Annotated in this window: 27 protein-coding genes; 8 read left to right on the top strand and 19 right to left on the bottom strand. The window is 57.8% G+C overall.

Going from position 1 to position 25,715, the window contains the following annotated elements; all coding sequences use genetic code 11:
* The first annotated feature begins 34 nt into the window (after window positions 1–34).
* Window positions 35–496 (top strand): SspB family protein, encoded by a 462-nt coding sequence (locus ACR0BZ_RS04000; RefSeq protein WP_480919516.1) that lies wholly within the window; start codon window positions 35–37, stop codon window positions 494–496.
* A 27-nt stretch (window positions 497–523) separates the two neighbouring features.
* Here the strand turns inward: ACR0BZ_RS04000 and ACR0BZ_RS03995 are convergent, their stop codons facing one another.
* A complete protein-coding gene (locus ACR0BZ_RS03995) occupies window positions 524–1,087 on the bottom strand; it encodes a hypothetical protein (RefSeq protein ID WP_480919515.1) in 564 nt (187 codons plus the stop codon).
* A 206-nt stretch (window positions 1,088–1,293) separates the two neighbouring features.
* Here ACR0BZ_RS03995 and fumC point away from each other — a divergent pair, with 206 nt between their 5' ends.
* Genes fumC through ACR0BZ_RS03975 form a run of 4 tightly spaced genes read left to right on the top strand, consistent with a single transcriptional unit; the run spans window position 1,294 to window position 3,744 of the window.
* Window positions 1,294–2,688, top strand: coding sequence for a class II fumarate hydratase (gene fumC / locus ACR0BZ_RS03990; RefSeq protein WP_480919514.1), 1,395 nt, complete (start codon window positions 1,294–1,296; stop codon window positions 2,686–2,688).
* A complete protein-coding gene (locus ACR0BZ_RS03985; RefSeq protein ID WP_480481060.1) occupies window positions 2,688–2,864 on the top strand; it encodes a DUF4169 family protein in 177 nt (58 codons plus the stop codon). The genes fumC and ACR0BZ_RS03985 overlap by 1 nt, the downstream gene beginning before the upstream one ends.
* Window positions 2,861–3,082, top strand: a complete 222-nt coding sequence (locus ACR0BZ_RS03980) for a ribbon-helix-helix domain-containing protein (protein ID WP_209504003.1) — start codon at window positions 2,861–2,863, stop codon at window positions 3,080–3,082. Before ACR0BZ_RS03985 ends, ACR0BZ_RS03980 begins: the two co-directional genes overlap by 4 nt.
* Before the next feature lie 59 nt (window positions 3,083–3,141).
* On the top strand, window positions 3,142–3,744 hold the full coding sequence (locus tag ACR0BZ_RS03975; RefSeq protein ID WP_480830975.1) for a DNA-3-methyladenine glycosylase I: 603 nt from the start codon (window positions 3,142–3,144) through the stop codon (window positions 3,742–3,744).
* Between the two features lie 3 nt (window positions 3,745–3,747).
* Here ACR0BZ_RS03975 and ACR0BZ_RS03970 read toward each other — a convergent pair whose 3' ends face one another.
* The 4 genes from ACR0BZ_RS03970 to ACR0BZ_RS03955 all read right to left on the bottom strand — a co-directional run bounded on the left by ACR0BZ_RS03970 (window position 3,748) and on the right by ACR0BZ_RS03955 (window position 8,066).
* A complete protein-coding gene (locus ACR0BZ_RS03970; RefSeq protein WP_480830977.1) occupies window positions 3,748–4,629 on the bottom strand; it encodes a fructose bisphosphate aldolase in 882 nt (293 codons plus the stop codon).
* A gap of 73 nt (window positions 4,630–4,702) precedes the next feature.
* Window positions 4,703–6,052 carry a cytochrome P450 gene (locus ACR0BZ_RS03965; protein ID WP_480919513.1) on the bottom strand — a complete coding sequence of 450 codons (1,350 nt, stop codon included), beginning with the start codon at window positions 6,050–6,052 and terminating at the stop codon, window positions 4,703–4,705.
* Entirely contained in the window at window positions 6,049–7,251 is a 1,203-nt protein-coding gene (locus tag ACR0BZ_RS03960; protein WP_480919512.1) for a hypothetical protein, read from the bottom strand. The genes ACR0BZ_RS03965 and ACR0BZ_RS03960 overlap by 4 nt, the downstream gene beginning before the upstream one ends.
* 62 nt (window positions 7,252–7,313) lie before the next feature.
* A complete protein-coding gene (locus ACR0BZ_RS03955) occupies window positions 7,314–8,066 on the bottom strand; it encodes a cytochrome c biogenesis CcdA family protein (RefSeq protein ID WP_480919511.1) in 753 nt (250 codons plus the stop codon).
* Window positions 8,067–8,172: 106 nt separating this feature from the next.
* On the opposite strand from ACR0BZ_RS03955, the gene ACR0BZ_RS03950 reads away from it, so the two are divergent.
* Window positions 8,173–8,406 (top strand): sulfurtransferase TusA family protein, encoded by a 234-nt coding sequence (locus tag ACR0BZ_RS03950; RefSeq protein WP_480558467.1) that lies wholly within the window; start codon window positions 8,173–8,175, stop codon window positions 8,404–8,406.
* A 43-nt stretch (window positions 8,407–8,449) separates the two neighbouring features.
* Here ACR0BZ_RS03950 and ACR0BZ_RS03945 read toward each other — a convergent pair whose 3' ends face one another.
* The 7 genes from ACR0BZ_RS03945 to purC all read right to left on the bottom strand — a co-directional run bounded on the left by ACR0BZ_RS03945 (window position 8,450) and on the right by purC (window position 17,906).
* Window positions 8,450–11,242 (bottom strand): Rne/Rng family ribonuclease, encoded by a 2,793-nt coding sequence (locus ACR0BZ_RS03945; protein ID WP_480919510.1) that lies wholly within the window; start codon window positions 11,240–11,242, stop codon window positions 8,450–8,452.
* Between the two features lie 503 nt (window positions 11,243–11,745).
* Window positions 11,746–13,080, bottom strand: coding sequence for a sigma-54-dependent transcriptional regulator (locus ACR0BZ_RS03940; protein ID WP_480919745.1), 1,335 nt, complete (start codon window positions 13,078–13,080; stop codon window positions 11,746–11,748).
* A 12-nt stretch (window positions 13,081–13,092) separates the two neighbouring features.
* Window positions 13,093–14,838 (bottom strand): sensor histidine kinase, encoded by a 1,746-nt coding sequence (locus tag ACR0BZ_RS03935; RefSeq protein WP_480481076.1) that lies wholly within the window; start codon window positions 14,836–14,838, stop codon window positions 13,093–13,095.
* Window positions 14,839–14,907: 69 nt separating this feature from the next.
* Window positions 14,908–15,576, bottom strand: coding sequence for a phosphoribosylformylglycinamidine synthase subunit PurQ (gene purQ / locus ACR0BZ_RS03930; RefSeq protein ID WP_480919509.1), 669 nt, complete (start codon window positions 15,574–15,576; stop codon window positions 14,908–14,910).
* Between the two features lie 11 nt (window positions 15,577–15,587).
* Entirely contained in the window at window positions 15,588–16,631 is a 1,044-nt protein-coding gene (locus ACR0BZ_RS03925; protein ID WP_480919508.1) for a zinc-dependent alcohol dehydrogenase family protein, read from the bottom strand.
* A gap of 3 nt (window positions 16,632–16,634) precedes the next feature.
* Window positions 16,635–16,865, bottom strand: a complete 231-nt coding sequence (gene purS, locus ACR0BZ_RS03920) for a phosphoribosylformylglycinamidine synthase subunit PurS (RefSeq protein ID WP_480485730.1) — start codon at window positions 16,863–16,865, stop codon at window positions 16,635–16,637.
* A gap of 285 nt (window positions 16,866–17,150) precedes the next feature.
* Complete coding sequence (gene purC / locus ACR0BZ_RS03915; RefSeq protein WP_209504015.1) at window positions 17,151–17,906, bottom strand: phosphoribosylaminoimidazolesuccinocarboxamide synthase; 756 nt, start codon at window positions 17,904–17,906, stop codon at window positions 17,151–17,153.
* Window positions 17,907–18,092: 186 nt separating this feature from the next.
* Between purC and ACR0BZ_RS03910 the strand changes: the two genes are divergently transcribed.
* Together ACR0BZ_RS03910 and bmt are read left to right on the top strand one after the other, a co-directional pair.
* Window positions 18,093–18,413 (top strand): DUF1476 domain-containing protein, encoded by a 321-nt coding sequence (locus ACR0BZ_RS03910; protein ID WP_267364605.1) that lies wholly within the window; start codon window positions 18,093–18,095, stop codon window positions 18,411–18,413.
* Window positions 18,414–18,537: 124 nt separating this feature from the next.
* Complete coding sequence (gene bmt / locus ACR0BZ_RS03905; RefSeq protein ID WP_267364607.1) at window positions 18,538–19,551, top strand: betaine--homocysteine S-methyltransferase; 1,014 nt, start codon at window positions 18,538–18,540, stop codon at window positions 19,549–19,551.
* Window positions 19,552–19,557: 6 nt separating this feature from the next.
* Here bmt and ACR0BZ_RS03900 read toward each other — a convergent pair whose 3' ends face one another.
* The 7 genes from ACR0BZ_RS03900 to argC all read right to left on the bottom strand — a co-directional run bounded on the left by ACR0BZ_RS03900 (window position 19,558) and on the right by argC (window position 25,682).
* Window positions 19,558–20,334 carry an enoyl-CoA hydratase-related protein gene (locus ACR0BZ_RS03900; protein ID WP_209504018.1) on the bottom strand — a complete coding sequence of 259 codons (777 nt, stop codon included), beginning with the start codon at window positions 20,332–20,334 and terminating at the stop codon, window positions 19,558–19,560.
* A 76-nt stretch (window positions 20,335–20,410) separates the two neighbouring features.
* On the bottom strand, window positions 20,411–20,866 hold the full coding sequence (locus tag ACR0BZ_RS03895) for a cytochrome c-type biogenesis protein (RefSeq protein ID WP_480481083.1): 456 nt from the start codon (window positions 20,864–20,866) through the stop codon (window positions 20,411–20,413).
* Window positions 20,863–22,827 carry a heme lyase CcmF/NrfE family subunit gene (locus ACR0BZ_RS03890; protein WP_480919507.1) on the bottom strand — a complete coding sequence of 655 codons (1,965 nt, stop codon included), beginning with the start codon at window positions 22,825–22,827 and terminating at the stop codon, window positions 20,863–20,865. The genes ACR0BZ_RS03895 and ACR0BZ_RS03890 overlap by 4 nt, the downstream gene beginning before the upstream one ends.
* A gap of 75 nt (window positions 22,828–22,902) precedes the next feature.
* The gene (locus ACR0BZ_RS03885; RefSeq protein ID WP_480919506.1) at window positions 22,903–23,481 is read right to left on the bottom strand and encodes a holin family protein; all 579 of its coding nucleotides are present in this window, start codon (window positions 23,479–23,481) and stop codon (window positions 22,903–22,905) included.
* Entirely contained in the window at window positions 23,472–24,083 is a 612-nt protein-coding gene (locus ACR0BZ_RS03880) for a holin-associated N-acetylmuramidase (RefSeq protein ID WP_480919505.1), read from the bottom strand. Before ACR0BZ_RS03880 ends, ACR0BZ_RS03885 begins: the two co-directional genes overlap by 10 nt.
* Window positions 24,084–24,199: 116 nt before the next feature.
* The gene (gene ccmE, locus ACR0BZ_RS03875; RefSeq protein WP_209504023.1) at window positions 24,200–24,646 is read right to left on the bottom strand and encodes a cytochrome c maturation protein CcmE; all 447 of its coding nucleotides are present in this window, start codon (window positions 24,644–24,646) and stop codon (window positions 24,200–24,202) included.
* A gap of 7 nt (window positions 24,647–24,653) precedes the next feature.
* Window positions 24,654–25,682 carry an N-acetyl-gamma-glutamyl-phosphate reductase gene (gene argC / locus ACR0BZ_RS03870; RefSeq protein WP_480830993.1) on the bottom strand — a complete coding sequence of 343 codons (1,029 nt, stop codon included), beginning with the start codon at window positions 25,680–25,682 and terminating at the stop codon, window positions 24,654–24,656.
* Window positions 25,683–25,715 lie beyond the last annotated feature (33 nt).

The following is a 25,715-nucleotide window of genomic DNA, read 5'->3' as shown; positions in this document are numbered from 1 at the left end:
CTATGCTGAGCTTAACCACTTTTGAGGATGACACATGTCGCAAGGCATCGACTATGGCAACCTGATGCACACCGCCATGCGCGGGCTTATCAAGACTGTGCTGACGGATGTATCGAAATCCGGTCTGCCCGGAGCGCATCACTTTTTCATTACCTTCGACACACGCGAAGAAGGCGTGGATATCGCCGATTGGCTGCGCGACCGGTATCCGGAAGAAATGACAATCGTCATGCAGCACTGGTTTGAAAACCTCGAGGTCGGAGAGAACGGATTCGCCATTACCCTTAATTTCGGGGACGCGCCGGAGCCGCTCTATATTCCTTATGGCGCGATCAAGACTTTTGTCGATCCATCGGTGGAGTTTGGACTGCGGTTCGAAAGCCCCGATGACGAAGATGAGGACGATTATGTTGCAGATGACTTGATCGAAGTCGAAGAGGAAGAACAGGCGCATCACGACGCCGATGTCGTGTCGCTGGACAGCTTCCGCAAATAAGCCTTTGAGCCCCGCAGGGCGCGGGGTTCAGCGTTTCATCAGAAATGTTTCGACAGAGCGGGATTTCTGACCGTCTATGAAGCGCGAGAATGACAGGTTCAGCCCGTCCTCGGCCAATGTTCGATCGAACTGCTGCAGTTCATATCCGCCGTCCACGTCGATGAACAACGAAAACACCGTCAGCGTTTCGCCTTCGATACGCCCCCAGACAAAGGGTTCACCTTTCATCGGATCCAGCGGGACCTCATGACCAAATACGTTGCGCTTCATCGCGGCTGAAAACACATCCGGGCGGTCCGAGGGCACGAAGTCGATGGAAAACTGCTGTTCTTTTACCCGCCCGTCCAGCTTATAGGTCGTGGTTTGCCAGCTGACGTTGAACCCGTTCTTGGTTTCGAAAATAGAAACGCTCATATCCCGCGGGGTTGAGGTTCCGTCCGCATCCACGACATTTGCCGAACCCACATAATCCCCCAGGAACGGAGTTATGTCTGCGGCACGCGCAGGTGCGCCCAGAACAGACAGCCACAAAGCACAGACAGCAAATAACACGATCGCTTTTTCAAGCGTAATGCGATGGAAATTTGACATCTTGTCCTCCAAGGCGGCTACGAACCTATTGTAGCTGAGAGGGGGCCGCGCACAATGGCACATTCCCCGACGATTACAATTAAAGTGACGCACCCCACGCCTATACCTTTGACGCCCTTGGGTTTAAGGTGCGCGCAACTGGCCGATTGCGTCACGGCTTGGCTGCGGCTAAACGGCATACAACAGCATACCAGACGGAGTGACAGATGTCTCAGACCCGCACCGAATCCGACAGCTTTGGCCCGCTCGAGGTTCCTGCCGACAAGTATTGGGGCGCGCAAACGCAGCGTTCGATCATGAACTTCCCGATCGGTTGGGAAAAACAACCCATTGCCATTGTGCGTGCGCTGGGCGTGATCAAGCAAGCCTGCGCGATGGAAAACAAAGCGACCGGCAAGCTGGATGCCAGGATTGCCGATGCCATCATTCAGGCCGCGGGTGAGGTGATCGAAGGCCAGTTTGACGACAACTTTCCGCTGGTTGTTTGGCAGACGGGTTCCGGCACCCAGTCGAACATGAACTCGAACGAGGTCATCGCGAACCGCGCCATCGAAATTCTGGGCGGTGTCATCGGTTCAAAAGACCCCGTGCATCCGAACGATCACTGCAACATGGGTCAGTCGTCGAATGACACCTTTCCCACCGCGATGCACATCGCCACAGCGATGAGTGTTCGTGACGTCCTTTTGCCTGGGCTTGAAAAACTGGCCTCTGGTCTTGAGCAGAAGGCTGATGAGTTCAAGGACATCATCAAGATCGGCCGGACTCATACGCAGGATGCAACGCCTCTGACACTGGGGCAGGAATTCAGCGGTTATGCCCACCAGATTCGTCAGGGGATTGCACGCGTTCACGCAGCGCTGCCCGGCATCTACGAACTGGCGCAAGGCGGCACCGCCGTAGGCACCGGCCTGAACACCCAAAACGGTTGGTGCGAAGCGGTTGCGGGCCATATGGCGCAGATCACCGGCCTGCCCTTCGTGACCGCGCCGAACAAGTTCGAAGCGCTGGCCGCCCATGACGCCATGGTCTTTATGTCCGGGGCTTTGGCGACCATCGCGGGCAGCTGTTACAAGATTGCCAACGACATCCGTTTCCTGGGCTCTGGTCCGCGTTCGGGGCTTGGCGAACTGATCCTGCCCGAGAACGAGCCCGGCTCGTCCATCATGCCCGGCAAGGTGAACCCGACCCAGGCCGAGGCTCTGACACAGGTTGCTGCGCACGTGATGGGCAACAACGCCGCGATGAATTTTGCAGGCAGTCAGGGCCATTTCGAGCTGAACGTCTATAACCCGATGATGTCCTACAACCTGTTGCAATCCATCCAGTTGCTGGGCGACGCCGCCGACAGCTTTACCGAGCGGATGTTGCTGGGCATCAAGGCCAATGAGCCGCGCATCGACAAGCTGATGAAGGAATCGCTGATGCTGGTGACGGCGCTGGCCCCGACCATCGGCTATGACAACGCCACCACGGTCGCCAAGACCGCGCATAAGAACGGCACAACCCTCAAGGAAGAAGCCATTGCGCTGGGGTTTGTGGACGAGGCAACCTTTGATGCCGTTGTGCGCCCCGAACAGATGATCGGCCCGAAAGACTGATGGGCAAGCCGGTCAACCTGAACCGGTATCGAAAAGAAAAGGCGCGGGCCGAAAAGAAGGCCCGCGCAGACCAGAATGCCGTCGCCTTTGGGCGCACCAAGTCCGAGAAAACAATCGTCAGGCTTCAGCAGGACAAGCAGAGGCGTGACCTTGACAATCACGAGCTGGATGAATGAGCGGCCGCCCGGTAAAACGTTCATTGACCCTCAAAGGACACCGGACATCTGTCTCGCTTGAAGATGAGTTTTGGCGGGCATTTCGCGACATTGCGAAAGAAAAAGATCAGCCAATCAATGCACTGGCCGCGCAAATTGATGTTGACCGCGACCCGGAAACCGGATTGGCCTCGGCTATTCGCGTGTTTATTCTGAACTGGTACCGAGACAAGGTTTAACGCTTGTCAGATCTTGGCTGTTGGGTGTAACGTCCCCAAGGAACAAAAGGGGTACACTCATGGGAAACACGGTATTGGGACCTGACGGTCAACCTCGGTGTTCCTGGTGCCAGGCGGCGCCGGAATTCTTTGACTATCATGACACCGAATGGGGCTTTCCGGTCTCGGATGACCAGCGACTGTTCGAGAAACTGTGCCTGGAAAGCTTTCAGTCGGGTCTTAGCTGGCGCACGATCCTGAACAAGCGCGAGAATTTCCGAGAAGCGTTTTACGGGTTTGATTTCAACAAGATGGCCGAGTTCTCTGAAGCCGATGTTGAACGTCTGCTGCAAAATGATGGGATCATTCGCCACCGGGGCAAGATCGAGGCGGTGATCAACAACGCCCGCCGCGTGCAGGAACTGGTGGCATCGGAAGGATCGCTGGCGGCTTATGTCTGGCGGTATGAGGCGGAAACCCCGCCGCCGCCACAATCGACATCCACATCGCCCGAGTCGGTGGCAATGTCGAAGGACCTCAAGAAACGGGGCTGGAAATTTGTTGGTCCCACGACGGTGTTTGCGTTCATGCAGGCCATGGGGCTGGTCAATGACCATGCCAAAGGCTGTATCAGCAGAAAAAAAGCGGCACAGTTGCGCCGCTCTTTCACGAAACCTGTCTGAGGATCAGACAGAGGCTTTGAAGATCTTGTCGATATTGCCGCCCAAGGCGGCGTTGAAATCGGCGTCCGACTGCTGTTTCGAGAGACCTTCGGTCAGTGCGCGCGAGAAAGACGCAATCATCTTGCCGTTTTGCCCCAACAGGTCGCAGGCCTCTTCGGTCGAATACCCACCTGACAGCGCAACAACGCGCAGAACGCGAGGATGGTCGGCCAGTTCGTCATACAGGTTTGCCTGTGTCGGGATCGTCAGCTTCAGCATGACCTCCTGCCCCTCACCCAGCTGGTCGAGGTTCTTCAGGATTTCAGCTTTCAGAATCTCCTCGGCCTCAGCCTTGGTTTCTGAATGAATGTTGACCTCAGGCTCGACGATCGGAACCATTCCGGCGTCAGTCACTTCACGGGCAACGTCGAATTGCTGGCCAACCACGGCCGCGATGCCTTCGGCATTGGCCTCGTGGATGACCGAACGTTCTTTGGTACCGAACACGCCTTCTGCCTTAGCCAGCGTGTCGGCCAGACCGGGGATCGGTTTCATCAACTGAACACCGTTGGCCTGATCCTCAAGGCCCTTGTCGATTTTCAGGAATGGCACGATTCCTTTGACCGACCAGAGGTAATCAGCGACTTTGCGGCCCTCGATCTCTTCACCAAGGGTGCGTTCGAACAGGATCGCACCGATGACTTTGTCTTTGGTGAAGTCATTTGCCAGAATGATCCGCGCGCGCATCTTTTGAATTTCGCCGAACATCTCAGCGTCCGAGCCGTAGGTCGACGCGTCAACGCCGTACAACGCCAGAGCTTTCGGGGTCGAGCCGCCGCTTTGATCCAATGCCGCGATAAAGCCTGCGCCGTTGATCATCTGCGCGCGCTGTTCTGCTTTGGCCATAATGTTTTCCCGTTCAATGATGATTCCGATGTCTTCCCCCGCATACATCACAGTCAGGACCGATGGTAGTTTGTTAGCGCTCAACCAGCCGCAACCATATGCCATCCCTGGATCGAACGGTCAGATGGGCCACCGGAACCGGCGTTTTGCCGCTGATTGTTTCGAATTTGAAATTCCGCACCAGCATCGACAGGATCAGCGGCCCTTCGACCATGGCAAACCCGGCCCCGGTACAGACGCGGGGACCTGCGGAAAATGGGATATATGCCTTACGCTGGCATGTTTTGCCGTTTTCACTGTTCCAGCGGGTGGGGTCAAAGCCGTCGGGGTTTTCCCATAACCGTTCGTGACGGTGCAGATGCCAGGGGCTGATGACGATTTGTGACCTTTTCGGAACGTCTCTGTTTCGGAACTGGTGTGGGCACGTGACCTCTCGCACCATCATGGGAACTGGTGGGTAAAGGCGCAGTGCCTCGCGAAACACGTCGCGGCTGATCTTGAGTTTGGAAACCGAGGCAAAGGTCGGATCGTCCAGAGCGGCAGCTTCGTCAGCAATCCTTTCCTGCCACTCGGGATAAATTGCCAGCAGGTACAATGTCCACGCCAGAGCCGATGCGCTGGTTTCATGGCCTGCCAGAAAGAAGATCGCGACCTGATCGACCATTTCCTCGGGCCCGAAAAACTGGCCGGTTTCAGGATCAGCGGTTGTCATGATCTTGGTTGCCAGATCATCGGGGGCGGTTCCGGCCTTGATCGCCTCGGCCCGCTCATGGGTCAGGTCAGTGATCAGGTTACGAATGTCTTCGGCGTTTTTCCGTGTCGTCCGGGAGTGAAACCGAGGCATCCATTTGGGCAGCGGAACGAAGGCTGCAAGGTTCAGCAAAGGTTGTTCGCGCTGGTAGTTGCGGAACTTTTCAAACACCTTGCTAGCTATGGCGTGGTCGATTGGCACCGAAAACAAGGTGCGAAAAATCACATCCGCTGCGGCGTGGCTTGTCTGTTCTTCGACTTCGATCTGTTTGCCGACATGGGGGCGCAACCGCTCAACACAAGCGTCTGCCGCGGCCAGCATGGCAGGAAACGTGTCTTTCAGCCGCCCGCCTTCAAATGCCGGGTCAATGATGCGCCGCTGTCGTTTCCACGTCTCTCTATTGGTTAGGAACACCGAATTTCCAAGCAAGGGGCGCAGGCCTTCGCTGATCCGGCCCGATTTAGGAAAATCTTCGGGTCTTTTCCTGAGGACGGTGTCAATCAGGTCCGGCTGATTGATCAGGAAGGACCGGAAGAAGGGTGTCCTGAATTCGGCCATCCACGCGCGATAAAGGCGCGCTGGCTGTGCAGACAGCAGATCCTGACGAAACAGTTTCAGGTAACGCAATAGGGAAACCTTGTCTGCGCGCGGCTGGGGCTTGGGCGGGATCATGGGCGAACCGAAGTGTATTTGGACACAGGCGTCTCAATCCGGCTGCGTGAGGGGGCACGTCCTCGGAAACGCTGTTTCAGCGTCAAAGGGCCTGCTGTTATCCGAAAATAGTCGTACAGACCCGGCTTATCGAATGCGCAAAGGTATTGAAAATGCAGCCGGAAAAACCGCCAGCGCAGGGCTTTCCAACGTTCAGGCGCCAGGGTTTGGGTAAAGGCTGCCGACAGGACAAGCGGCCACCGTTTCTCCTTCCCGGCCACCCCTGTAACGGCCACCGGATCACACAGCGCAAATGCACAGCCATCCCCGGGGGCCGAGACATCGACCCATGTGACGGCTGAACTGGAGGAAAGGAACTGAAGGTCGGACCGAAGGCCATGCGCATTTGGCAGAAAGGACACCATAGGCATCACCTGTCCCAGGCTGAGAAAGGACAACTCTGCCCCTTGTTGCGGCACCGCCCTGTCGCGGATCAGGTCGGCCAGAACAGACACCCCCAGATGCGCACCCGAACTGTGGCCCACCACCAGAACCTCATCCACACCGGATATCAGCGCGGCTTCAATCGCTTTGCGGAATGCGGCCAGCCTGTCTTTCAGTTTGCGCGGAGTTTCCCCCTTTAACTGTGCGGAATAGGCGTAATCATGCATCAGGTAGTAGGCAAACAACCGGTTGTCGATCTTGCGGAACCACAGCATCAGCGCAACCGCAACGGCGATACCCGGAAACAGACCCCACCAGCCAGCCGTCGCCACGGATGCCCACACGACTGCAAACGCAACCAGCAGCTGAGACACCAACATCGCCACCGGATAGAGCGCCGCAATCACCGGGCCTTTGCGCAACCGCATCAGGCGCCACAAAGCACCGGTCGAAATGTATATCCACGCCGTGTGGGCCAACTGCGCATAGGTGGCAGGGATCGACGCGGACATGCTGTCGCGCACGATGTCTGACCAGACCAGTACTTCGATCTCTGTCTCGACGGACGCACCGTCCTGAATGGACGTCACGGACCAGCCGAACAGACCCTCCGCGGACTTGGGAGCCATGGCGATCTCATATCCCGAAATCCGGGCCTGCGCTTGCGACTCGGTTCGGTAAAGCTCGCGATATCGTCGCGGCGGCATCGGGTCATAACCGGGGATGTAGAACACCCGGCGTTTGCGCACCTGTGACTGATTTCTCTGACTGCTCATGCCTTTACCTTCTGCCGCGCAGGTTAACGCAGGCTTTAGGTCAAGGTAAGGGGGTCAGACGCTCAGCCGAAATTCGCAAGCGCCGGAAAGGTTTCCAGCAACCACCAGCTGAAGCGGGTGAACAGGCCTGTCACCAGCATGATGCCCACGAACAGCAGCAGCCCCCCCATGACCTTTTCGATCACACCCATATAGGGCTTGATCCGGTTCATCACGGTCATAGAGCGGTTGAGGAACATGGCTGCGAGCAGGAACGGAATACCCAATCCAGCCGCATAGACACCCAGCAACAGCGTTCCACGCGCCACCGAGGCCTCGGATGCCGCAAGTGACAGGATCGCGCCAAGTTGGGGGCCTATGCAAGGCGTCCAACCGAATGCGAAGGCCAATCCAAGAATATAAGCACCAAAGACCGAGCCACCGGAATCACCGGTTTCGATCCGCGCTTCGCGGTCCAGAAAGGGGATGCGGAAGACATTCAGGAAATGCAGGCCAAAGACAATGACAACGGCACCGGACAGTTTGGCAAAAAGCACCTGATTTTGCAGCACGAACACTCCAAAGGCAGATGCGGTAAAGCCCAACAGCAGAAAAACCGTCGACAGGCCCAGCACAAAGAACAGCGCTGACATGGTTGCCTTGCGCCGGGCGCGGGTCTCATCCTGCATTTCGTTTATCGTGACGCCGCTCATATATGCCAGATAGGGCGGCACGATGGGCAGCACACAAGGCGACAGAAAGCTGATCAGGCCACCCAGCAGGGCAACAAACATGGCGGGCAGCAGCCCCGCGTCAATGATTTCTATTCCGAACATGTCTAAGCACATAAGTGATGATTGGCGGTCCGTCACGGGGCCAATGAGTCACATCCTCGTGCTTGGAATCTGGACAATATTACAACTACGCCCTATCCCGAAAATCATGTCAGAGATTACAGATACGCTGGATGCGCTGGGCCTTCTTTGCCCCCTGCCCGTCCTCAAGGCCCGCAAACGGCTAAAATCCATGCCGCAAGGTTCTGTGCTGCGTGTACTGGCTGATGACCCGGCAGCCATCATCGATGTCCCGCATTTTTGCGCCGAAGCTGGCCACACATTGCTGTCTCAGGATTTGGATGGCGAACATCAGGTCTATCTGATCCGAAAATCCGACTGACTTAATGAAATAAGAAAGGCGGGCAAATCTGCCCGCCCTTTCATCAGTTGCCCAACGACCACCATCCGCGCCGTTTGGGCCTGTCGGATTCTGGCTCAGGTTCATCTGCCACAGTTTCAAGCACCGGTTCAGGTTCTGCTGCCACGGGTGTTTCTTCCACGGGCGCGTCTTCGACCGGCTCATCGGCAGATTGAACTTCAGGTTCTTCCACCGCAACGATCGCTTCAGCTTGGGCGACTTCCTCAGTCTGCTCGGCAACCTCTGTTGCTTCAGGCGCAGCATCAGCGGCCTCAGCGGCTTCGCTTTGCTCGGCGACAGTCGCCTCGGCAGGTTCGGATTCAGCGTCTGAGGCCGCCTCTTCAACCGTCGGTGCATCAGCCCCAGCATCGGCACCAGTTGCTTCTGTCTGTTCCGAAGCCTCTTCTGCCACCGCATCTTTCTTACGACGGCGCGGAGCGCGCTTGCGTTTGGGCTTGGCGGGTTTTTCCTCTTCCGTCGCTTCGGCTTCGGTTGCCTCGACGGCGGTCTCGGTTTCAGCGGATTCGCCTGCGGCATCCTCCTGCTCTGTCCCTTCACCTTCATCCGCGCCCTGTTCCGGCGCGTCACCATTGCCCCCGCCCTTCTTGCGACGACGACGGCGGCGCTTGCGCTTGGGTTTGGTGTCATCTTCGGTCGGCGCGATATCCTCTTCGGTTTCTTCCTCGTCCGAAGAATCGACCAGATCCATCAGCGAGGCATCGACCGACACGACAGGTGCTGTCGCTTCGGGAACAATGCGGCTGGCAGTCTTGAATTTCTCCATCGAGAAATCCGGACTGACCAGATGCACATCGCCTTCGATCCGCACAGACAGGCCATAGCGCGATTCGATCTGCGCAATATGCTCGCGCTTCTGGTTCATCAGGAAGTTCGCGATACTGACCGGGCAGCGCACCAGAACCTCGCGTGAGCGGCGGCGCGTGCCTTCCTCTTCGATCTGACGCAGGATCGACAGTGCCATGTTGTCGTCCGAACGGATCAGGCCGGTGCCGTGGCATGCCGGGCATGGCTGCGTGGTCGCCTCGATCATACCGGGGCGCAGCCTCTGACGGCTCATCTCGAGCAGGCCAAAACCTGAAATCCGGCCGACCTGAATGCGGGCACGGTCGGTTTTCAGCTTGTCCTTCAGACGCTTTTCAACGGACGCATTGTTCTTGCGCTCGTCCATATCGATGAAATCGATGACAATCAGACCGGCAAGGTCACGCAGACGCAACTGGCGCGCCACTTCTTCCGCGGCCTCCAGGTTGGTTTTCAGCGCCGTTTCCTCGATCGAGCCTTCTTTCGTGGCCCGGCCCGAGTTCACGTCGATTGCCACCAGCGCTTCGGTTACGCCGATCACGATATACCCGCCAGATTTCAGCTGAACAGTCGGGTTGAACATCCCCGCCAGGTAGCTTTCCACCTGATAGCGTGCAAACAGCGGCAGCGCGTCCTCGTACCGTTTCACATTCTTGGCGTGCGACGGCATGATCATCTTCATGAAGTCTTTGGCGATGCGGTATCCGCCCTCGCCCTCGACCAAAACCTCATCGATATCGCGGTTATAAAGGTCCCGGATCGACCGTTTGATCAGATCGCCTTCTTCATAGATCTTCGCAGGTGCGATGGATTCCAGGGTCAATGCCCGGATCTGCTCCCACAGGCGTTGCAGGTATTCATAGTCGCGCTTGATTTCCGATTTGGTGCGCTTGGCGCCCGCAGTCCGGATAATCAAACCTGCCCCCGTGGGCACATCAATATCCGCGGCAATTTCTTTCAGTTTCTTGCGGTCAACCGCGTTGGTGATCTTGCGACTGATCCCACCGCCACGGGCGGTGTTTGGCATCAAAACACAATAGCGACCGGCCAGCGACAGATATGTCGTCAGGGCCGCCCCTTTGTTGCCGCGCTCTTCCTTGACGACCTGCACCAGCAAAACCTGGCGCACTTTGATCACTTCCTGAATCTTGTACCGGCGCGGGCGTGGCTTGCGCGGAGGGCGGATGTCTTCGCTGTCGTCTTCCTCGGCCACGGATTCAATCGTGTCATCTTTCGCGGCAGCGTCAGCGTGTTCTTCATCCGCGTCGCCATCATCTGCGTCCTGGTCATCTTCAGACAATTCAGACGCTTCATCGCCATCGTCAGCGCTTGAAGCATCCGCCGCGTCATCAGAATCCCCTGCTGCGTCGTCTTGTGAAGACTCAACCGTTTCAACCTCAGCCTCGTCTTCCGAAGCCGCTTCCTCTGCAGTGTCATCTGACACAGCTTCCGGCGCTTCGTTGTCCTCAGGCTCCTCAACAGGTGTTTCAGCGACGACTTCCATTGGCGATGTCCCCTCGGGCACCTCCATGTCCGCTTCGTCACTGTCGTCAAAATCGATGGTTTCCATACCGGTCGGCTCGGTCGAAACTTCCATCGTTTCGACCAAATCGTCCGACTTCAGATCCGCGGCCTTTGATCGGGACCGAGAACGCCGCTTTTTCGGCTTGCCCTCGTCGGCCTCATCCCGCGCCTTCATGGCCTCGGCATAGGCGCGCTCTTCCTCCATCAACGCCTCGCGGTCGGCGATGGGGATCTGGTAATAGTCCGGGTGAATTTCCGAAAACGCCAGGAAGCCGTGCCGGTTCCCGCCATAATCCACAAAGGCCGCCTGAAGCGACGGCTCAACCCGTGTTACTTTTGCAAGATAGATGTTGCCAGCAAGCTGGCGCTTGTTTTCGGATTCAAAATCGAACTCCTCGACCTTGTTTCCGTCGACCACCACGACGCGGGTTTCCTCCGCGTGGGTGGCATCGATAAGCATTTTCTTAGCCATGTGTCCTTGGTGCACCGCGCCAAACGCGTTGTCCTGACCCGTCCAGGTGGACAGGCACATTTGGGGAGGTGTCTTGTCAGGGCGATATTGGACGGCGCGCGGCAGGGTCTGGCGCTGTGGCCCCCTGCCCGGTCACTCAATCGTTGCGCGCGCGTCATCGCGGTTCTTCTCCGACAGGCGCGTTAGCCGCAGCCTGCCCATTATTCCTTTCGCCCGACATGTCGGACTCAGGTACTACATTGCCCCAAATGAGGCACAATCGGTCTGCTTTGCGGCGAACAATCCGTCATCACCATCAGCAAAGCAGCGAAACTCAATGATTCGGGGCTTATGGACACAAAAACTGGCCCGGCCCGTCCGGACACAATAAAAGCAGTCCTGTGGAAAAGACAATGGGCAAACTGCACCGCCCCTGCCACGGCGTGCGGGATCGCCTTCATCTGGCCAAAAATATCCCGGGGGAGTCGCCAAAGGCGACGGGGGCAGAGCCTCCGCCACAAAGTTTACAGATAGTCCGAGCGCTGGAGACCGTATTTGGCCATCTTTTCATTCAGCGTCCGGCGCGGCAGGCACAGCTCATCCATCACAGACGCAATCGAACCTTTGTGCCGCCGCATCGTGTTGTCGATCAGCATCCGTTCAAAGGCTTCGACATATTCCTTCAGCGGCTTGCCTTCGGTGGTCATGACCGGCTGCATTTCCTCGTGATCCGACATCAACAGTGAAGCGATCGTTCCGGACCCGCGGCGCGATTGCAGCACCGCGCGTTCGGCAATATTGATCAACTGGCGCACGTTCCCCGGCCAGGGCGCCTGTAACAGCTGCGCCGCTTCCTGAGCACTTACCTGAGGCGCATCACAGCCGTATTCTTCGGCGAACTGCTCGCTCAGACGGGTAAACAGGGTCAGAATATCCTCGCCCCTCTGGCGCAGGGGCGGCATGGTGATGCGCAAGGCGGCCAATCGATAGAACAGGTCAGGCCGCAAGACATCTTCGGAGGTTTTTCCGGCCTCTTGCAGGTTCGAGATCGCTACGATGCGTGTCTCGGCCGGCGTGCCCTGCTCGTTCATCACGCTGAGCAGCTTGGCTTGCAGGGAATCGCTGAGCGCTTCGACATCTTCCAAAACCAGCGTTCCGCCCCGCGCCTCTTCGATGGCGGGCAATTGGGCGTCTTCAGGCATCATCGGCCCAAACAGACGTTTGGCCAACGCGTCTTCCTCGTGCGCCGCGCAGGACACCAGCACGAATTTCTTGCCGGCACGGCTTCCAACCGCGTGCAGGGCGTGTGCGACAAGCGTCTTTCCGGTCCCTGTCTCTCCGTCGATCAGCACATGGCCATCCGCCTGACCTAGATCGAGGATATCCTCGCGCAGGCGTTCCATAACCGGGCTGGCACCGATCAGTTTGTTCATGATCTGGGTGCCGCCGGACAATTCCCGGCGCAGCGCGCGGTTGTCCAATGTCAGACGCCGCGCACTGCTGGCCCGTTTGGCCAGTTCAGACATGCGGTCGGGGTTGAAGGGTTTTTCAAGGAAATCGAATGCACCGACACGCATCGCCTCAACAGCCATCGGAACATCGCCGTGACCGGTGATCATGATCACGGGCAAGGTGCTGTCAGCGCCCATCAGCTTTTTGAGAAGCTGAATGCCGTCCATTCCGGGCATCTTGATGTCCGAAATCACTATCCCCGGATAATCCGGACCCAACACCTTGAGCGCATCTTCCGCGCTGGCGAAGGTTTCCGTGTCATAGCCGGACAAAGCGAGCCACTGGCTGATCGATTGGCGCATGTCCTGTTCATCGTCAACAATGGCAATTTTCATGGCTTGTGCCATAGTCATTCCTCGTTATTCCGCGGCTTCAAGGCCGTCGCTTCCCAGTGCAGGCAACTGCATTTCAAACACCGCACCGCCATATTGGCCGTTGCGTGCAGTCAGCCGTCCCCCATGGTCGTTCACGATCCCCGACGAGATGGCAAGCCCCAGACCAACACCGTCTCCGGGCTGTTTGGTTGTGTAGAACGGCTCGAACAGGTTTTCGATATCCTCGATTCCGTGCCCGTTGTCGCGTACGGTCAGCACAGCCGTGTCACCAGCTGCCAAGATGATTTCCACATCCGGCTCCGCCACTGATTTGGTGGCGTCCAGCGCGTTTCGCAAGAGGTTGACCATGACCTGTTCGATGCGCATTCGGTCCCCCATCACGATCACGGGTTCCTCTGGTACGATCTGTGTGATCTTCACGTGTCGCTGACGCAATTGCGGCTCCATCATCGACAGGGACGAGGCCAGCGCTTCACCAAGATTTACTGGTGAAAACGCATCTGCCCCCTTGCGTGCATAAGACTTCAGCTGCCGGGTAATTGCGCCCATCCGTTCGATCAGACCATCGATGCGACCAAAGCTGGCAAGGGCCTCTTCCGGCCGGTTGCGGCGCAGCAGCAGACGGGCCCCGGCCAGATAGGTTTTCATTGCCGCCAGAGGCTGGTTCAACTCGTGACTGACCGCCGCCGACATCTCGCCCAGGGCGGCCAGTTTCGAGCTTTGCGCAAGCGTCTGTTCGGCCAAATCCAGCGTCTTTTCAACCCGTTCACGTTCAGCGATTTCCCGCTGTAGCCGTGCATTCAATGCGCGAAGCTCTGCCGACTCGCGCTGGAACAGGGTCATGCGCAACGTGGCACGGCGGCTCAACGCATAGAACGCAAGCGCCAGAAGAATCGCAAACCCCATGATTTCCAGCGCCAGAACACTGTTCACCTTTTCCCGGATCGAGGCATAGGTCGTGAACGAGGTCATCTGCCAGCCGCGGAAAGGAATACGCGTCTCGATCCGCATCACCGCTTCGCCCTGAAGATAGGCATCAGGCGGCAGCGCGGTCCAATCGGTTGTTGCCCGGATGGCGCGCTGGATCGCACCTTGTGGCGGTTGGCGCAGCATCGCCGTGTTCTCATCCAGCCCGCGCCACCGGGGTTCAGTAGACAGAATGATGTTGCCGGTGCTGTCGGTAACCATCACTGCATCCGAGATACCGGCCCAGGCGCGTTCGAACTTCTGCAGGTCAACCTCGACGACGATCACCCCCAGAAACTCCGCCCCGTTCTCCAACCGGCGCGAATACACAAAGCTGTATCCGCCTGCATCCTTGGGAATAACGGAAAATATCGTCGCGTTCGAGCGGATCGCATCCACAAAATAGGGTGTGTTCCGGTGCCCCTCGCCCAACCTGTTCCGGTCGGTCGCGGCAACTGTGCGCCCGTCGCTGTCCAGCAATACCAGTGAGGCCGCGCCGATCTCTTCCACGAATGAAATAAGGCGCTGTGTCGACAGGGTGTAATCGCCTGACTGCAATGCCGAAATCAACGTCGGGTCGCGGGCAAGCAATTGCGGAACAATCGAGTTGCGGCGCAGTTCACTCAGCAAGTTGCCCGAATACAGCGTCAGCCGCAGTTCCGCCCGGTTGCGCGTGGATTCGGTGAACCTGTCGGTCAACAGCCGGTTCGTGACCCACACCGTTGCAATTGTCGCGACCAGCAGAACAAGAACCGCCAGCCGCAACCGCCAGCCCAGCGGTGCACCACGAAACGGTTTCAACATATTTGACCAGCCAGATCGAACTTCGGGGTTCATGGCGAAAGGTTACGCCCCGGCGGGCGAGACCTCAAGTCACGCCGCTTCAAACACACCTGACAATGCGCGGAACAACGCCACCCCATCTGTGCCGCCATGGCCCTGATCTGCTGCGCGTTCGGGGTGCGGCATCATTCCAAGCACGCGGCGGTTTTCCGACAGGATCCCGGCGATATCCCCGACCGAGCCGTTCGGGTTTTCGGCATAGGTGAACGCGATCCGGTCCTGATCTTTCAAAGCGGCCAGTGTCGTGTCATCCGCAAAATAGTTGCCATCGTGGTGCGCAATCGGAATACCGATCACATCGCCTGCGTTGTAACCGCTGGTAAACGCGCTGTCGCTGGTTTCAACCCTTAGGCCAACGGTCTTGCAGATGTATTTCAGCCCGGCATTACGCAGCAAGGCGCCCGGCAAAATGCCGGTTTCGGTCAGAACCTGAAAACCGTTGCAAATTCCAACGGCATAACCGCCACGTTGCGTGTGTTCGACCACGGCCTTGCAAATCGGCGATTGCGCCGCGATTGCGCCGCAACGCAGGTAATCTCCGTAAGAGAACCCGCCGGGAACACCCACGATATCAATACCTTCGGGCAAAGCCGCGTCTTTGTGCCAGACCATATCGACCTGAAAACCGGCCTGCTCAAAGGCGACGGCAAGATCTCGGTCACAGTTGGATCCGGGGAATACGATTACGGCTGCGCGCATGGCGGGCCCTCCTACGAGACAAAATCTGTGACAACCGCAACACCCGGAGGCGTTGGATGGTCAAAAGCGGCAAGCTCGGCGCTTACCTGGTTCAGGGTTATTTTCCGGGTCACCAGCGGGCTCAGGTCGACCCCTTGACCGGTGATCAGGGACAACAGCGATGGATAGCGCCAGCTTGGCATTCCACGGGTGCCAAACACGGAGAGCTGACCAGAATAGAGCACATCCATCGGCAGCGACATCTGCACATGGTCCCCCGCGGGCATTCCGATTTGCACCATGCGGCCCATTTTACGCAGGGATCGCATGGCGGAAACGGTCGTGGCTTGGACGCCAAGTGCCTCGATCGCAACATCGGCACCGCCACCGGTGATGTCCTTCACCGCCTGTGGGGCATCACATGTCGCGGCGTTGACCACCGCATCGGCGCCCAGAGTTTTGGCATAGGCCAGCTTGTCTTCGGCGATATCGACAACGATTACACACGCGCCAAGCGCCTTGCCCAGAAGAAGCGTTGATATTCCGACACCGCCGCCGCCAAAGACAGCAATCCACTCACCACCCCGCACCTGCGCCCGGCCAACAAGCGCCTGCCACGCCGTGGTTACGCGGCACCCCAATGCGGCGGCGATTTCAGGCGCGATGCTGTCGGGCAAGGATGTCAGGTTGGCATCGGCATGAGCGACGGCAACATATTCAGCAAAAGCCCCGTCACAGGTAAAGCCGGGTACGACCTGGTTAGGACAGATTGTCTGATGACCCTGCGCGCAGTCCGGACAATGCCCACAGGCTAGGATGAAGGGCGCAATCACCCGGTCCCCGACACGCCACCGTGCGACGCGCGTTCCGACCGAGACCACCTCGCCGCAAAACTCGTGACCGGGTGTCATGGGCAGGACAACGTCGGGGTCTGAGCCCGACCAGGCGTGCCAGTCGGACCGGCACACGCCGCAGGCCAGCACCCGCACCACAACACCGTCTTCGGCGGGAACCGGGTCGGGGATCGTCGACACCTCAAGCGGTTGACGATAGGTGATCAGACGCGCGGCCCGCATCAATCAGGCCAGTTCGATCTCGTAGCGTTCGATGACGGTGTTGGCCAAAAGCTTCTCGCACATCTCGGTCACGTCTGCCTCGGTCGCGCCATCGGCAAGCTCAAGATCGATGACTTTGCCTTGGCGCACGCCTTCGACCTGATCAAAGCCCATAGCACCCAATGCGTGCCGTACTGCTTCGCCCTGCGGGTCCAGCACCCCGTTCTTGAGCATCACATGAACCCGTGCTTTCATTTTGGCAACTCCAACTGTGGGCCGCATACAAGGCCCATTTCGTTGCGCGGGGGATAGCGCGCCTGATGGGTTTCGACAACCCTGTTTCAAACGCAGTTTGCCGCAGGCGAGTGACGATCCTGCGCCGTCAGTTGGACCTGAGTAGTTTTGTTGGCGCAGCAGCTGGAAACTTCGGTATAGTCATCTGATTTAACGGCCCGGCCACACGCAAACACCCTGCTCTGCCAACAACTTGGCAAAGGCAAAACGCCGCCCTGAGGGGGCGGCGCTGCTGAGATGGAATGTTTAGTTGATCAGCGTCGGCTTGGTGACATTACTGGCAGGCAGCACACCCAGCCTTCGGGCGACCTCGGAATAGGCATCTGTCAGGCTGCCCAGATCGCGGCGGAATACATCCTTGTCCAGTTTCTGACCGGTCTTGATATCCCACAGGCGGCAGCTGTCCGGGCTGATTTCGTCCGCAACAACCAGCCGCTGATAGTCGCCTTCAAACACGCGCCCAATTTCGATCTTGAAGTCAACCAGACGGATGCCCACCGCCAGCATCACGCCGCTTAGGAAATCGTTCACGCGCAGCGCAAGGCTGAGGATGTCGTCCATGTCCTGCTGGCTGGCCCAGCCAAACGCGGCGATGTGTTCCTCGGTGACAAGAGGATCGCCCAAGGCATCATCCTTGAAGCAATATTCAACGATCGGACGTGGCAATTGCGTCCCTTCGGCAATGCCAAGACGTTTCGACATCGAACCGGCCGCGTAATTGCGCACGATCACTTCCAGCGGAATGATCTCGCAATTGCGCACCAGTTGTTCACGCATGTTCAGGCGCCGGATGAAGTGGTTCGGAATGCCAATCTGGGTCAGCCCGGTCATGAAGAACTCGGACAAACGGTTGTTCAGCACGCCTTTGCCGTCAATCACGTCCTTCTTCTCGGCGTTGAATGCGGTGGCGTCATCCTTGAAATACTGTACGATGGTGCCCGGCTCGGGGCCTTCATACAGAATTTTGGCCTTGCCTTCGTAAATTTTCTTGCGACGCGCCATAAGCGACCTTTCCAGACTGGCGAAAGGGAATGAGTCCCTTCACGTTGGCGTCCTCATAGTGCAAGCCCTGCGTTCCCGCAAGTTCGCTGCCCCGAGGGCCTTTGACGCAGCGCAAATACCTTGCACCCAGAGTGTCCTATTGTCATATCATCAGTGAGAAACGGTAATCCAAGGGGTCCCCAACCAATGACCACATTCGACGAACGTGAAGCCGCGTTTGAAAGCAAATTCGCCCATGACGAAAAGATGCAGTTTATCGCACGGATGCGCCGCAACCGCTTTATGGCTGTCTGGGCGTCAGCGCTGAAGGGCGAAACTGTTGAACAGGCACGGAAATACGGACAGGAACTGGTTCATACCGACCTGCAGCATGTCGGCGAGGACGATGTTGTCGAGGCAGTCAAAGCCTACCTGGGTGATCTTGCGGACGAAGCCACGATCCGTTCGAAAATGGCCGAGCTTCTGGTTGAGGCCAAAGAACAGGTGATGGCGGAAGGCGAGCATTGATTGCCTGAATTGCAAAACTCATGATCTTCATGAGTTTTATGAATTTGATTTGACGCCCTGGTCATGAGACATGGGGCGTCTCTGTTTTTTAGCAGCGTTTATACGCTTTTTCTGGAATAACCCTATGACAAACGCGCTGAGCAAACTTCTGGACACCAAAGACGCCATCCTTGCGGACGGTGCAACGGGGACCAACTTATTTAACATGGGTCTGCAATCAGGTGATGCGCCTGAGCTGTGGAACGTGGATGCTCCGGACAAGATCAGGGCGCTGTATCAGGGGTCAGTCGATGCGGGCAGCGACCTGTTTCTGACCAATACGTTTGGAGGTACTGCGGCGCGTCTGAAACTGCATGATGCGCAGAACCGCGTGGGCGAGCTGAACCGTATCGGCGCAGAACTCGGACGTGAAGTCGCAGACAAAGCCGGGCGCCCTGTTGTCGTGGCCGGATCGGTTGGACCCACCGGCGAGATTATGGAGCCGGTCGGCAGCCTGTCGCATTCCGAAGCGGTTGAAATGTTCCATGAACAGGCCGAGGCTTTGAAAGCGGGCGGGGTTGACGTTCTTTGGGTAGAAACCATCAGCGCGCCCGAGGAGTTCCGCGCGGCAGCCGAGGCCTTTGCACTGGCCGACATGCCCTGGTGCGGCACGATGAGCTTTGACACGGCCGGGCGCACAATGATGGGTGTCACCTCGGCCGATCTTGCGCTTTTGGTTGAAACCTTGCCAAACCCACCGATCGCTTTTGGGGCCAATTGTGGTACCGGCGCGTCGGATATCCTGCGCACGGTTCTGGGTTTTGCTGCGCAAGGCACCGAGCGCCCGCTGATCTCAAAGGGCAATGCGGGCATTCCGAAATACGTGGATGGCCATATCCACTATGACGGGACACCCGAACTGATGGGTCGGTATGCTGCCATGGCGCGGGATTCGGGCGCCACAATCATTGGCGGGTGCTGCGGCACCATGCCCGATCATCTGCGCAAAATGCGCGAAGCGCTGGATACCACTTCGCGCGGCGAGCGCCCGACACTGGATCAGATCACCGAGGCATTGGGGCCGTTTTCGTCGGCTTCCGACGGAACCGAGGACGACGCGGGCCCCGAACGCCGTACGCGTCGCCGCCGCCGCGCCTAACGCTTATCAACGCCCTTCGAATTTCGGAGGGCGTTTTTCCATGAACGCCACTACACCTTCAGCAAAATCCCGCGACCGGCCACATTCGCCTTGAAGATGCGCCTCGGTCGCAAGCTGCTGCTGCAGTGTGTTTTCGTACGTCCCGCGAATGGCACGTTTGATCGCGCCATAGGCCGCAGTTGGACCTTTGGCCAGATATTCTGCCCTTTTGTGCCAATGTGCGGCAAACGCATCATCGGGCACAGCTTCCCAGATCATGCCCCATTCTTCGGCCTGCCGGGCGCTGATCTTGTCAGCAAACAAGGCGGCCCCCATCGCTTTGGCCAAGCCCATCTGGCGCGGCATGAACCAGGTGCCCCCGGCATCGGGCAGCAAGCCGATACGTGCAAACGCCTGTAGGAAATACGCACTTTCCGTTGCAATAACCACATCCGCACACAGCGCAAGGTTGGCGCCTGCACCCGCAGCAGGTCCGTTCACAGCCGCGATCGTCGGAACCGGACAGCTGTGGATGGTTTCCAGCATCGGCTCGTATTCGTCGCGCAATGATCGTTCCAGATCGATCTTGCCGGTCGATGATGCATCGCCCAGATCCTGCCCGGAACAAAACGCCGGACCTGCCCCGGTGATAACGATACAGCGCGCTTTAACCGCGGCGTCTTTCATCGCGTGGGTAATCTCTGCCCGCATCCGAGTGGTCAGCGCGTTCATCTTGTCCGGTCTGTTCAGGGTCAGAACCGCCAGACCGTCCGATATGTCCAATAGAACCGTTTCGTAATTCATGAAGACTTTTTCCCTCGCGCCACGTGTTTCAGCACATTTACTTGTCCGGGCAGGTTGGGAAAAGCAGAACCAAACGTCAGTCTTCAAGAATTTGGCGAAGGCGTTCCTGTTCTTCTGCGCTTAGAGCTTCGGTTTCACCTGAAACCTGCGCCCTGGCGCGTGTGCGAAGAAAGTTCAACCCGACTGCGGCAGCGATCAGCAACATGATCGGCCCGGCGAGCCACAACAGCAGATTCGAGCCGCTGGTGGTGGGCTTGAGCAAGACATATTCGCCGTAGCGGTCAACGATAAACGCGACGGCCTCTTCGTCGCTGTCACCCGCAACCAGGCGTTCACGCAAAAGCAAGCGCAGATCGCGTGCCAGTTCAGCGTTGCTTTCGTCAATGCTTTCATTGCGACACACCAGGCATCGCAACCCAACACTCAGGTCGCGCGCGCGCTGCTCCAGTACAGGGTCGTCCAGAACTTCATCAGGTTGTACCGCAAACACCGGCGCTGCCAGCAGCAGCAGGATCAATACAAGGCGTTTCATTCTGCGGGTACTCCGCCAGCGGGGGATTTGCGCGCACCTGCGGCGACACGGAACCGCCTGTCGCTCAGGCTAAGGACACCGCCGAGCGCCATCAGGATACATCCACCCCAGATCCAGTTCGCCAAAGGCTTGATATAGGTGCGCATGACCCAGCCGCCATCTGCCTGCTGATCCCCGATGACGACGTAAAGATCACCAAGAAAACGATAGTCAATCGCGGCCTCGGTCGTCGGCATGCGTGCAACGGGATAATCCCGTTTCTCGGGATGCAGCGTTCCGATGACGCGACCGCCCTTTTCGACCAGAACATCAGCCGTGGTTGAAAAATAGTTCGGCCCCTGAACCCGTCGCACGTCCTGCAACGTCAGTGTGAACTGACCTACTTCGAAGGGCTGGTTCAGCTGCGCCACACGGATATCTTCTGCCTCCCATGCGGTCAGACCGGCAATCGCAAAGATCGTCACCCCAAGGCCTGTATGGGCAACTGCCTTACCCCAATCGGCGCCTGGAAGTCGGATCAGACGTTTGAAGCTGCCATTGCGGCCTGTCCGGCTCCACAAATCAATGGCTGCACCGAATGTGATCCATGCCCCCAGGAACAGGCCTACGGGCCCTAACGCGCTGCGGCCGGTCTGCATGGCCCAAACCAACAGCGCAATCGCCAGCGCGAGACCAAAGGCATAGCGCAGGGACCAGGCCGTTTTGCCCAGCCGACCGCGTTTCCACGGCAGCATCGCCCCGATTGGCAGAATCAACCCCAGCAAAACCATGAACGGAGAAAACGCCGCGTTGAAAAACGGTGCCCCAACCGAAAGTTTGCGGTCAAACATCATCTCGGCCACCATCGGCCACATCGTCCCGACAAAGACGACGAAGCAACTGACCGCCAGAAGGACATTGTTCACGATCAGCGCGCTTTCGCGGCTGACCATGCCAAAAACGCCCTTGGCCTCCATCGCCTGTGCCCGCGCGGCAAACAAGGTAAGCGCGCCACCGATGAAGAAGACCAGAATGATCAGGATGAACACTCCCCGTTCAGGATCATTGGCAAAAGCATGTACCGAGGTCAGCAGACCTGAACGCACGATAAAGGTGCCGATGAGGGAAAATCCAAACGCGATGATTGCCAGCAGAATGGTCCAGCTTTTCAATGCTTCGCGCTTTTCCACAACTATTGCCGAATGCAACAGCGCCGCCGCCAACAGCCAGGGCATGAAGGACGCGTTTTCGACCGGGTCCCAGAACCAGAAACCGCCCCAACCGAGTTCGTAATAGGCCCACCAGGACCCCAGCGCGATACCGATAGTCAGGAAAACCCAGGCCGCCAGCGTCCAGGGGCGCACCCACCGGCCCCAGGCCGCATCGATACGCCCTTCAATCAGGGCAGCAATCGCAAAGCTGAAAGCCATGCTCAGCCCGACATAGCCGAGGTACAGAAACGGTGGGTGGAAGGCCAACCCGGGATCCTGCAGCAGCGGGTTCAGGTCGCGCCCGTCAAACGGAGCGATGGCCAGCCGGTCAAACGGGTTCGACGTTAACAGGATAAAACCGAAAAACGCCACGGCAATGGCCGATTGAACGGCCAGAACACGGGCTTTGAGTGTCGGTGGCAAGCCGCCACCAAAGAAAGCCGCCATCGCTCCAAACAGGGTGACGATCAGCACCCAAAGCAGCATGGATCCTTCGTGGTTGCCCCATGTTCCGCTGATCTTGTACAGCATCGGCTTTGCCGTGTGGCTGTTCTCGACCACGATCCTGAGGGAAAAGTCAGAGGTTACAAACGCCCAGATCAAAGCACCAAACGCAAACGCCGTCAGCAGGAACTGCACGATGGCGGCGGGCTCTGCAAAAACCATCCAGCCGGTCCAGCGTTTTGAGGCGCCGATCAGCGGCACAACGCTTTGCACAATTGCGACAAAGAACGCGAGGATCAGGGTGAAGTGGCCAAGTTCTGTAATCATGCCCCGGAATATACGCCGGTGCGGAACCGGGGGCCATGACCTTTAGCTTGTTCTGCACGCACAAAGTGTCGCGGGTCAGATACCGCGAAGCTTTCGCCAATCGTTTAGCGCCTGGTTTTCCTCGGGACGTATGACATCGCGGTTCAGCACAGCATCCGGCCCGGGGTCAGCAACACCGGGGCTGTCGCTCTGCATTGTGCGCAAGGCTTCGATATTGCTCATGACCGTTGGCAGTTGCGTCATGGTTGAGCGGATATCCCGCTGAAAATCCTGCATTTTACTTTGGTGACGCGCGCCAAAGTAAAACGAAACGATCACGCCCAGCAACCACCACAACGGCTCTGGCACCAAGGCTATGCCCTGCATCCGTGCGGCAAACCATATTGGGTCGACCATGGCGGCAACGAACAAGCCAAGCGTTCCCAATGCCAGTGCCGGGCGCGGCAACCTGTTTACGCCGTCCATGACACGGTCAAACAGGCCCTTCTGAGGTGCCTGAAATTCGCTACCGAACTGCAACATGGCCTGAGTTTGAACCTCGTAAGCGCGTACTGCGCTTGCTTCGGTGTTTTCACGATAGAGTTCTGCGGTTTCCTGCAAGACGTTGCGCCCGTTGCCAAACAGCAGCGCCAACACACCTGAAATCAGCCCCATGCCGCGATCCTTCTGTTAAAATCGCTGTCCGACAGGTGATAACGCGGCGAAAGGAACTCTTCCGCCCGTATTATCCAGCCACCTTTGCCGCCTGATCGGCTACGCGCGTATTTTCTGGATGCAGGCCGCCGATCAGCAAGGCGAAAATAGTAGTTTCGCCGCGCAATTCCGTATGCGTCGCGCAAGACGTCAGGCTCTGGCTGCGCCGCGCTTTCGCAGGCCGCCACGGTTTGCGGGCCTATCACGCCGTCGGCGGTGACGTTAAACCCCATTTCCTGTAGCAGCCGCTGAAGGATCTTCACCGCCTGCGCACCGGCATTCACATACATGTCGAAAACCGAAGCATGCAGGGTTTCGGGAAGCTCCGCAATGTGCGGCTTGTCGAAATAGTGCTGCACAAAGATGTCGACCGCTTGTCGAGCGGACACTGCGCGCACATCCGCCTCGTCAACCCGACCGTCGCCAGTCAGATCCAAACCCAGCCTGCGCAGGGTGTGAATCGTGACCCCGAACTTGGTTGCCCCGCCCGGATCGTCGGGGTCATCAACAAAGCCCCCTTCACGGGCCACAATCTCTTTGGCAATTTGCCGAACCGTTTGCATACCACCCTCGTAACGTTAGGTGGCCACACCGTTTCCGACAGAAATTAATGATTTAAAACGAAACGGAGCGCTGCATGCACCATGCACGCAACGCTCCGTAACAGAGTCAAACGGCTTCAGCTTTCTTCCGCGCCTTTGTAGACACCTTGCTCTTTCAGAGCGTCCATGACCTCTTTCGGCATGTAGGTCTCATCATGTTTGGCAAGAATTTCAGTCGCTTCAAAGACGCCGTTCACGTAACTTCCCGTGCCGATCATTCCCTGATTTTCCGAGAAAAGGTCAGGCAGAACACCTGTGAACGAGACCGGAACGCTTTCGCCGCCATCCGTTACAACAAAACGGATGGTTTCGCCCTGTCCGCGGATGATCGAGCCTTCTTCGACCAAGCCGCCAATCCGAAACACTTCGGTCGGTTTCGGCGGCTCTGCAATCACCTCGCTGGGCGAGCGGAAAAAGTTGATCCCGTCCTGCAATGCCCAACCAATCAACGCAGTTGCCGCCACCAAGGCAACAACTGCCACCAGAATGACTTGTACGCGCCGACGTTTCTTGAGCGTTTTCATACCATCCTCACGGGAAAAGCGGGGCCATCATCAGGCCCAGAGTTTCATCTTCACCTAACATCAGGTTCGCGTTCTGCAAGGCTTGCCCACTGCTACCTTTTGTCAGGTTATCCAGCGCCGCAATCACAATTGCGCGCCGCTCAATCCGATCGGCCACAACACCGACGTGACAGAAATTCGACCCCCGCACATGGTGGGTCGAAGGGGTCTCACCCATCGGCAGCATCTGGATGAACGGCTCATCCGCATAGGCTTTGGCAAGCGTTTCGTAGATGCTGTGCGGGTCACCCTTCACATAGGTTGTGGCCAGAATACCCCTGTTTGCAGGGATAAGGTGGGGCGTGAACTGCACATGCACAGCCCGACCGGCAAGTTTCGAAAACTCTTGATCGAACTCGCCAAGATGCCTGTGTGTCCCACCGACGGAATAGGCATTGCTGCCTTCGCTCAGTTCAGCGTGCAGCAGGTTTTCCTTCAGTGACCGCCCTGCCCCTGATACGGCGCATTTCAGATCAAGAACGATATCGTCCAGATCAATGACCCCGGCGGATATCAGTGGCCGCAGAACATATTGCCCGGTCGCCGCATTGCACCCGGTACCCGCAACAAGCCGTGCCCCCTTGATGTCTTCGCGGTAGAACTCGGTGAGACCATAAATCGCCTCTTCCTGCTGTTTTAGCGCGATATGCGGATTACCGTACCATTTTTCGTACTCGTCGGGGTCTGCCAGCCGGAAGTCTGCGGACAGGTCAATGATTTTCAGGCCTTTCGGCAAGTCCCGGATCACTTCCTGACTGGTTTTGTGCGGCAAGGCGCAAAAACACAGGTCGACCTGCGCAAAGTCGATCTCGGAGATTTTGCACAAGTCCGGCAGATCCAAGTGGCGCAGATGCGGGAAGACCTGCGCCATTGTCATGCCAGCCTTACGTTCGGCGGCCAACGCGACGATATCCATGTTCGGGTGCTCGGCGATCAGCCGCACCAGTTCAGCGCCGGTATAGCCCGAAGCGCCCAGAATTGCGATTTTATGGGTCATGTCAGACCTCTTTCACTTGAGTGTCACATGTTT

The organism is Ruegeria sp. P8, from assembly GCF_056534665.1.
This window is presented reverse-complemented; position numbering and strand designations above follow the sequence as displayed.

What these genes read in the sequence shown, in the direction of transcription:
- ACR0BZ_RS04000 (WP_480919516.1), top strand. Translation starts at nt 35, where the DNA reads ATGTCGCAAGGCATCGACTATGGCAACCTGATGCACACCGCCATGCGC.
- ACR0BZ_RS03995 (WP_480919515.1), bottom strand. Translation starts at nt 1,087, where the DNA reads ATGTCAAATTTCCATCGCATTACGCTTGAAAAAGCGATCGTGTTATTT.
- fumC (WP_480919514.1), top strand. Translation starts at nt 1,294, where the DNA reads ATGTCTCAGACCCGCACCGAATCCGACAGCTTTGGCCCGCTCGAGGTT.
- ACR0BZ_RS03985 (WP_480481060.1), top strand. Translation starts at nt 2,688, where the DNA reads ATGGGCAAGCCGGTCAACCTGAACCGGTATCGAAAAGAAAAGGCGCGG.
- ACR0BZ_RS03980 (WP_209504003.1), top strand. Translation starts at nt 2,861, where the DNA reads ATGAGCGGCCGCCCGGTAAAACGTTCATTGACCCTCAAAGGACACCGG.
- ACR0BZ_RS03975 (WP_480830975.1), top strand. Translation starts at nt 3,142, where the DNA reads ATGGGAAACACGGTATTGGGACCTGACGGTCAACCTCGGTGTTCCTGG.
- ACR0BZ_RS03970 (WP_480830977.1), bottom strand. Translation starts at nt 4,629, where the DNA reads ATGGCCAAAGCAGAACAGCGCGCGCAGATGATCAACGGCGCAGGCTTT.
- ACR0BZ_RS03965 (WP_480919513.1), bottom strand. Translation starts at nt 6,052, where the DNA reads ATGATCCCGCCCAAGCCCCAGCCGCGCGCAGACAAGGTTTCCCTATTG.
- ACR0BZ_RS03960 (WP_480919512.1), bottom strand. Translation starts at nt 7,251, where the DNA reads ATGAGCAGTCAGAGAAATCAGTCACAGGTGCGCAAACGCCGGGTGTTC.
- ACR0BZ_RS03955 (WP_480919511.1), bottom strand. Translation starts at nt 8,066, where the DNA reads ATGTTCGGAATAGAAATCATTGACGCGGGGCTGCTGCCCGCCATGTTT.
- ACR0BZ_RS03950 (WP_480558467.1), top strand. Translation starts at nt 8,173, where the DNA reads ATGTCAGAGATTACAGATACGCTGGATGCGCTGGGCCTTCTTTGCCCC.
- ACR0BZ_RS03945 (WP_480919510.1), bottom strand. Translation starts at nt 11,242, where the DNA reads ATGGCTAAGAAAATGCTTATCGATGCCACCCACGCGGAGGAAACCCGC.
- ACR0BZ_RS03940 (WP_480919745.1), bottom strand. Translation starts at nt 13,080, where the DNA reads ATGGCACAAGCCATGAAAATTGCCATTGTTGACGATGAACAGGACATG.
- ACR0BZ_RS03935 (WP_480481076.1), bottom strand. Translation starts at nt 14,838, where the DNA reads ATGTTGAAACCGTTTCGTGGTGCACCGCTGGGCTGGCGGTTGCGGCTG.
- purQ (WP_480919509.1), bottom strand. Translation starts at nt 15,576, where the DNA reads ATGCGCGCAGCCGTAATCGTATTCCCCGGATCCAACTGTGACCGAGAT.
- ACR0BZ_RS03925 (WP_480919508.1), bottom strand. Translation starts at nt 16,631, where the DNA reads ATGCGGGCCGCGCGTCTGATCACCTATCGTCAACCGCTTGAGGTGTCG.
- purS (WP_480485730.1), bottom strand. Translation starts at nt 16,865, where the DNA reads ATGAAAGCACGGGTTCATGTGATGCTCAAGAACGGGGTGCTGGACCCG.
- purC (WP_209504015.1), bottom strand. Translation starts at nt 17,906, where the DNA reads ATGGCGCGTCGCAAGAAAATTTACGAAGGCAAGGCCAAAATTCTGTAT.
- ACR0BZ_RS03910 (WP_267364605.1), top strand. Translation starts at nt 18,093, where the DNA reads ATGACCACATTCGACGAACGTGAAGCCGCGTTTGAAAGCAAATTCGCC.
- bmt (WP_267364607.1), top strand. Translation starts at nt 18,538, where the DNA reads ATGACAAACGCGCTGAGCAAACTTCTGGACACCAAAGACGCCATCCTT.
- ACR0BZ_RS03900 (WP_209504018.1), bottom strand. Translation starts at nt 20,334, where the DNA reads ATGAATTACGAAACGGTTCTATTGGACATATCGGACGGTCTGGCGGTT.
- ACR0BZ_RS03895 (WP_480481083.1), bottom strand. Translation starts at nt 20,866, where the DNA reads ATGAAACGCCTTGTATTGATCCTGCTGCTGCTGGCAGCGCCGGTGTTT.
- ACR0BZ_RS03890 (WP_480919507.1), bottom strand. Translation starts at nt 22,827, where the DNA reads ATGATTACAGAACTTGGCCACTTCACCCTGATCCTCGCGTTCTTTGTC.
- ACR0BZ_RS03885 (WP_480919506.1), bottom strand. Translation starts at nt 23,481, where the DNA reads ATGGGGCTGATTTCAGGTGTGTTGGCGCTGCTGTTTGGCAACGGGCGC.
- ACR0BZ_RS03880 (WP_480919505.1), bottom strand. Translation starts at nt 24,083, where the DNA reads ATGCAAACGGTTCGGCAAATTGCCAAAGAGATTGTGGCCCGTGAAGGG.
- ccmE (WP_209504023.1), bottom strand. Translation starts at nt 24,646, where the DNA reads ATGAAAACGCTCAAGAAACGTCGGCGCGTACAAGTCATTCTGGTGGCA.
- argC (WP_480830993.1), bottom strand. Translation starts at nt 25,682, where the DNA reads ATGACCCATAAAATCGCAATTCTGGGCGCTTCGGGCTATACCGGCGCT.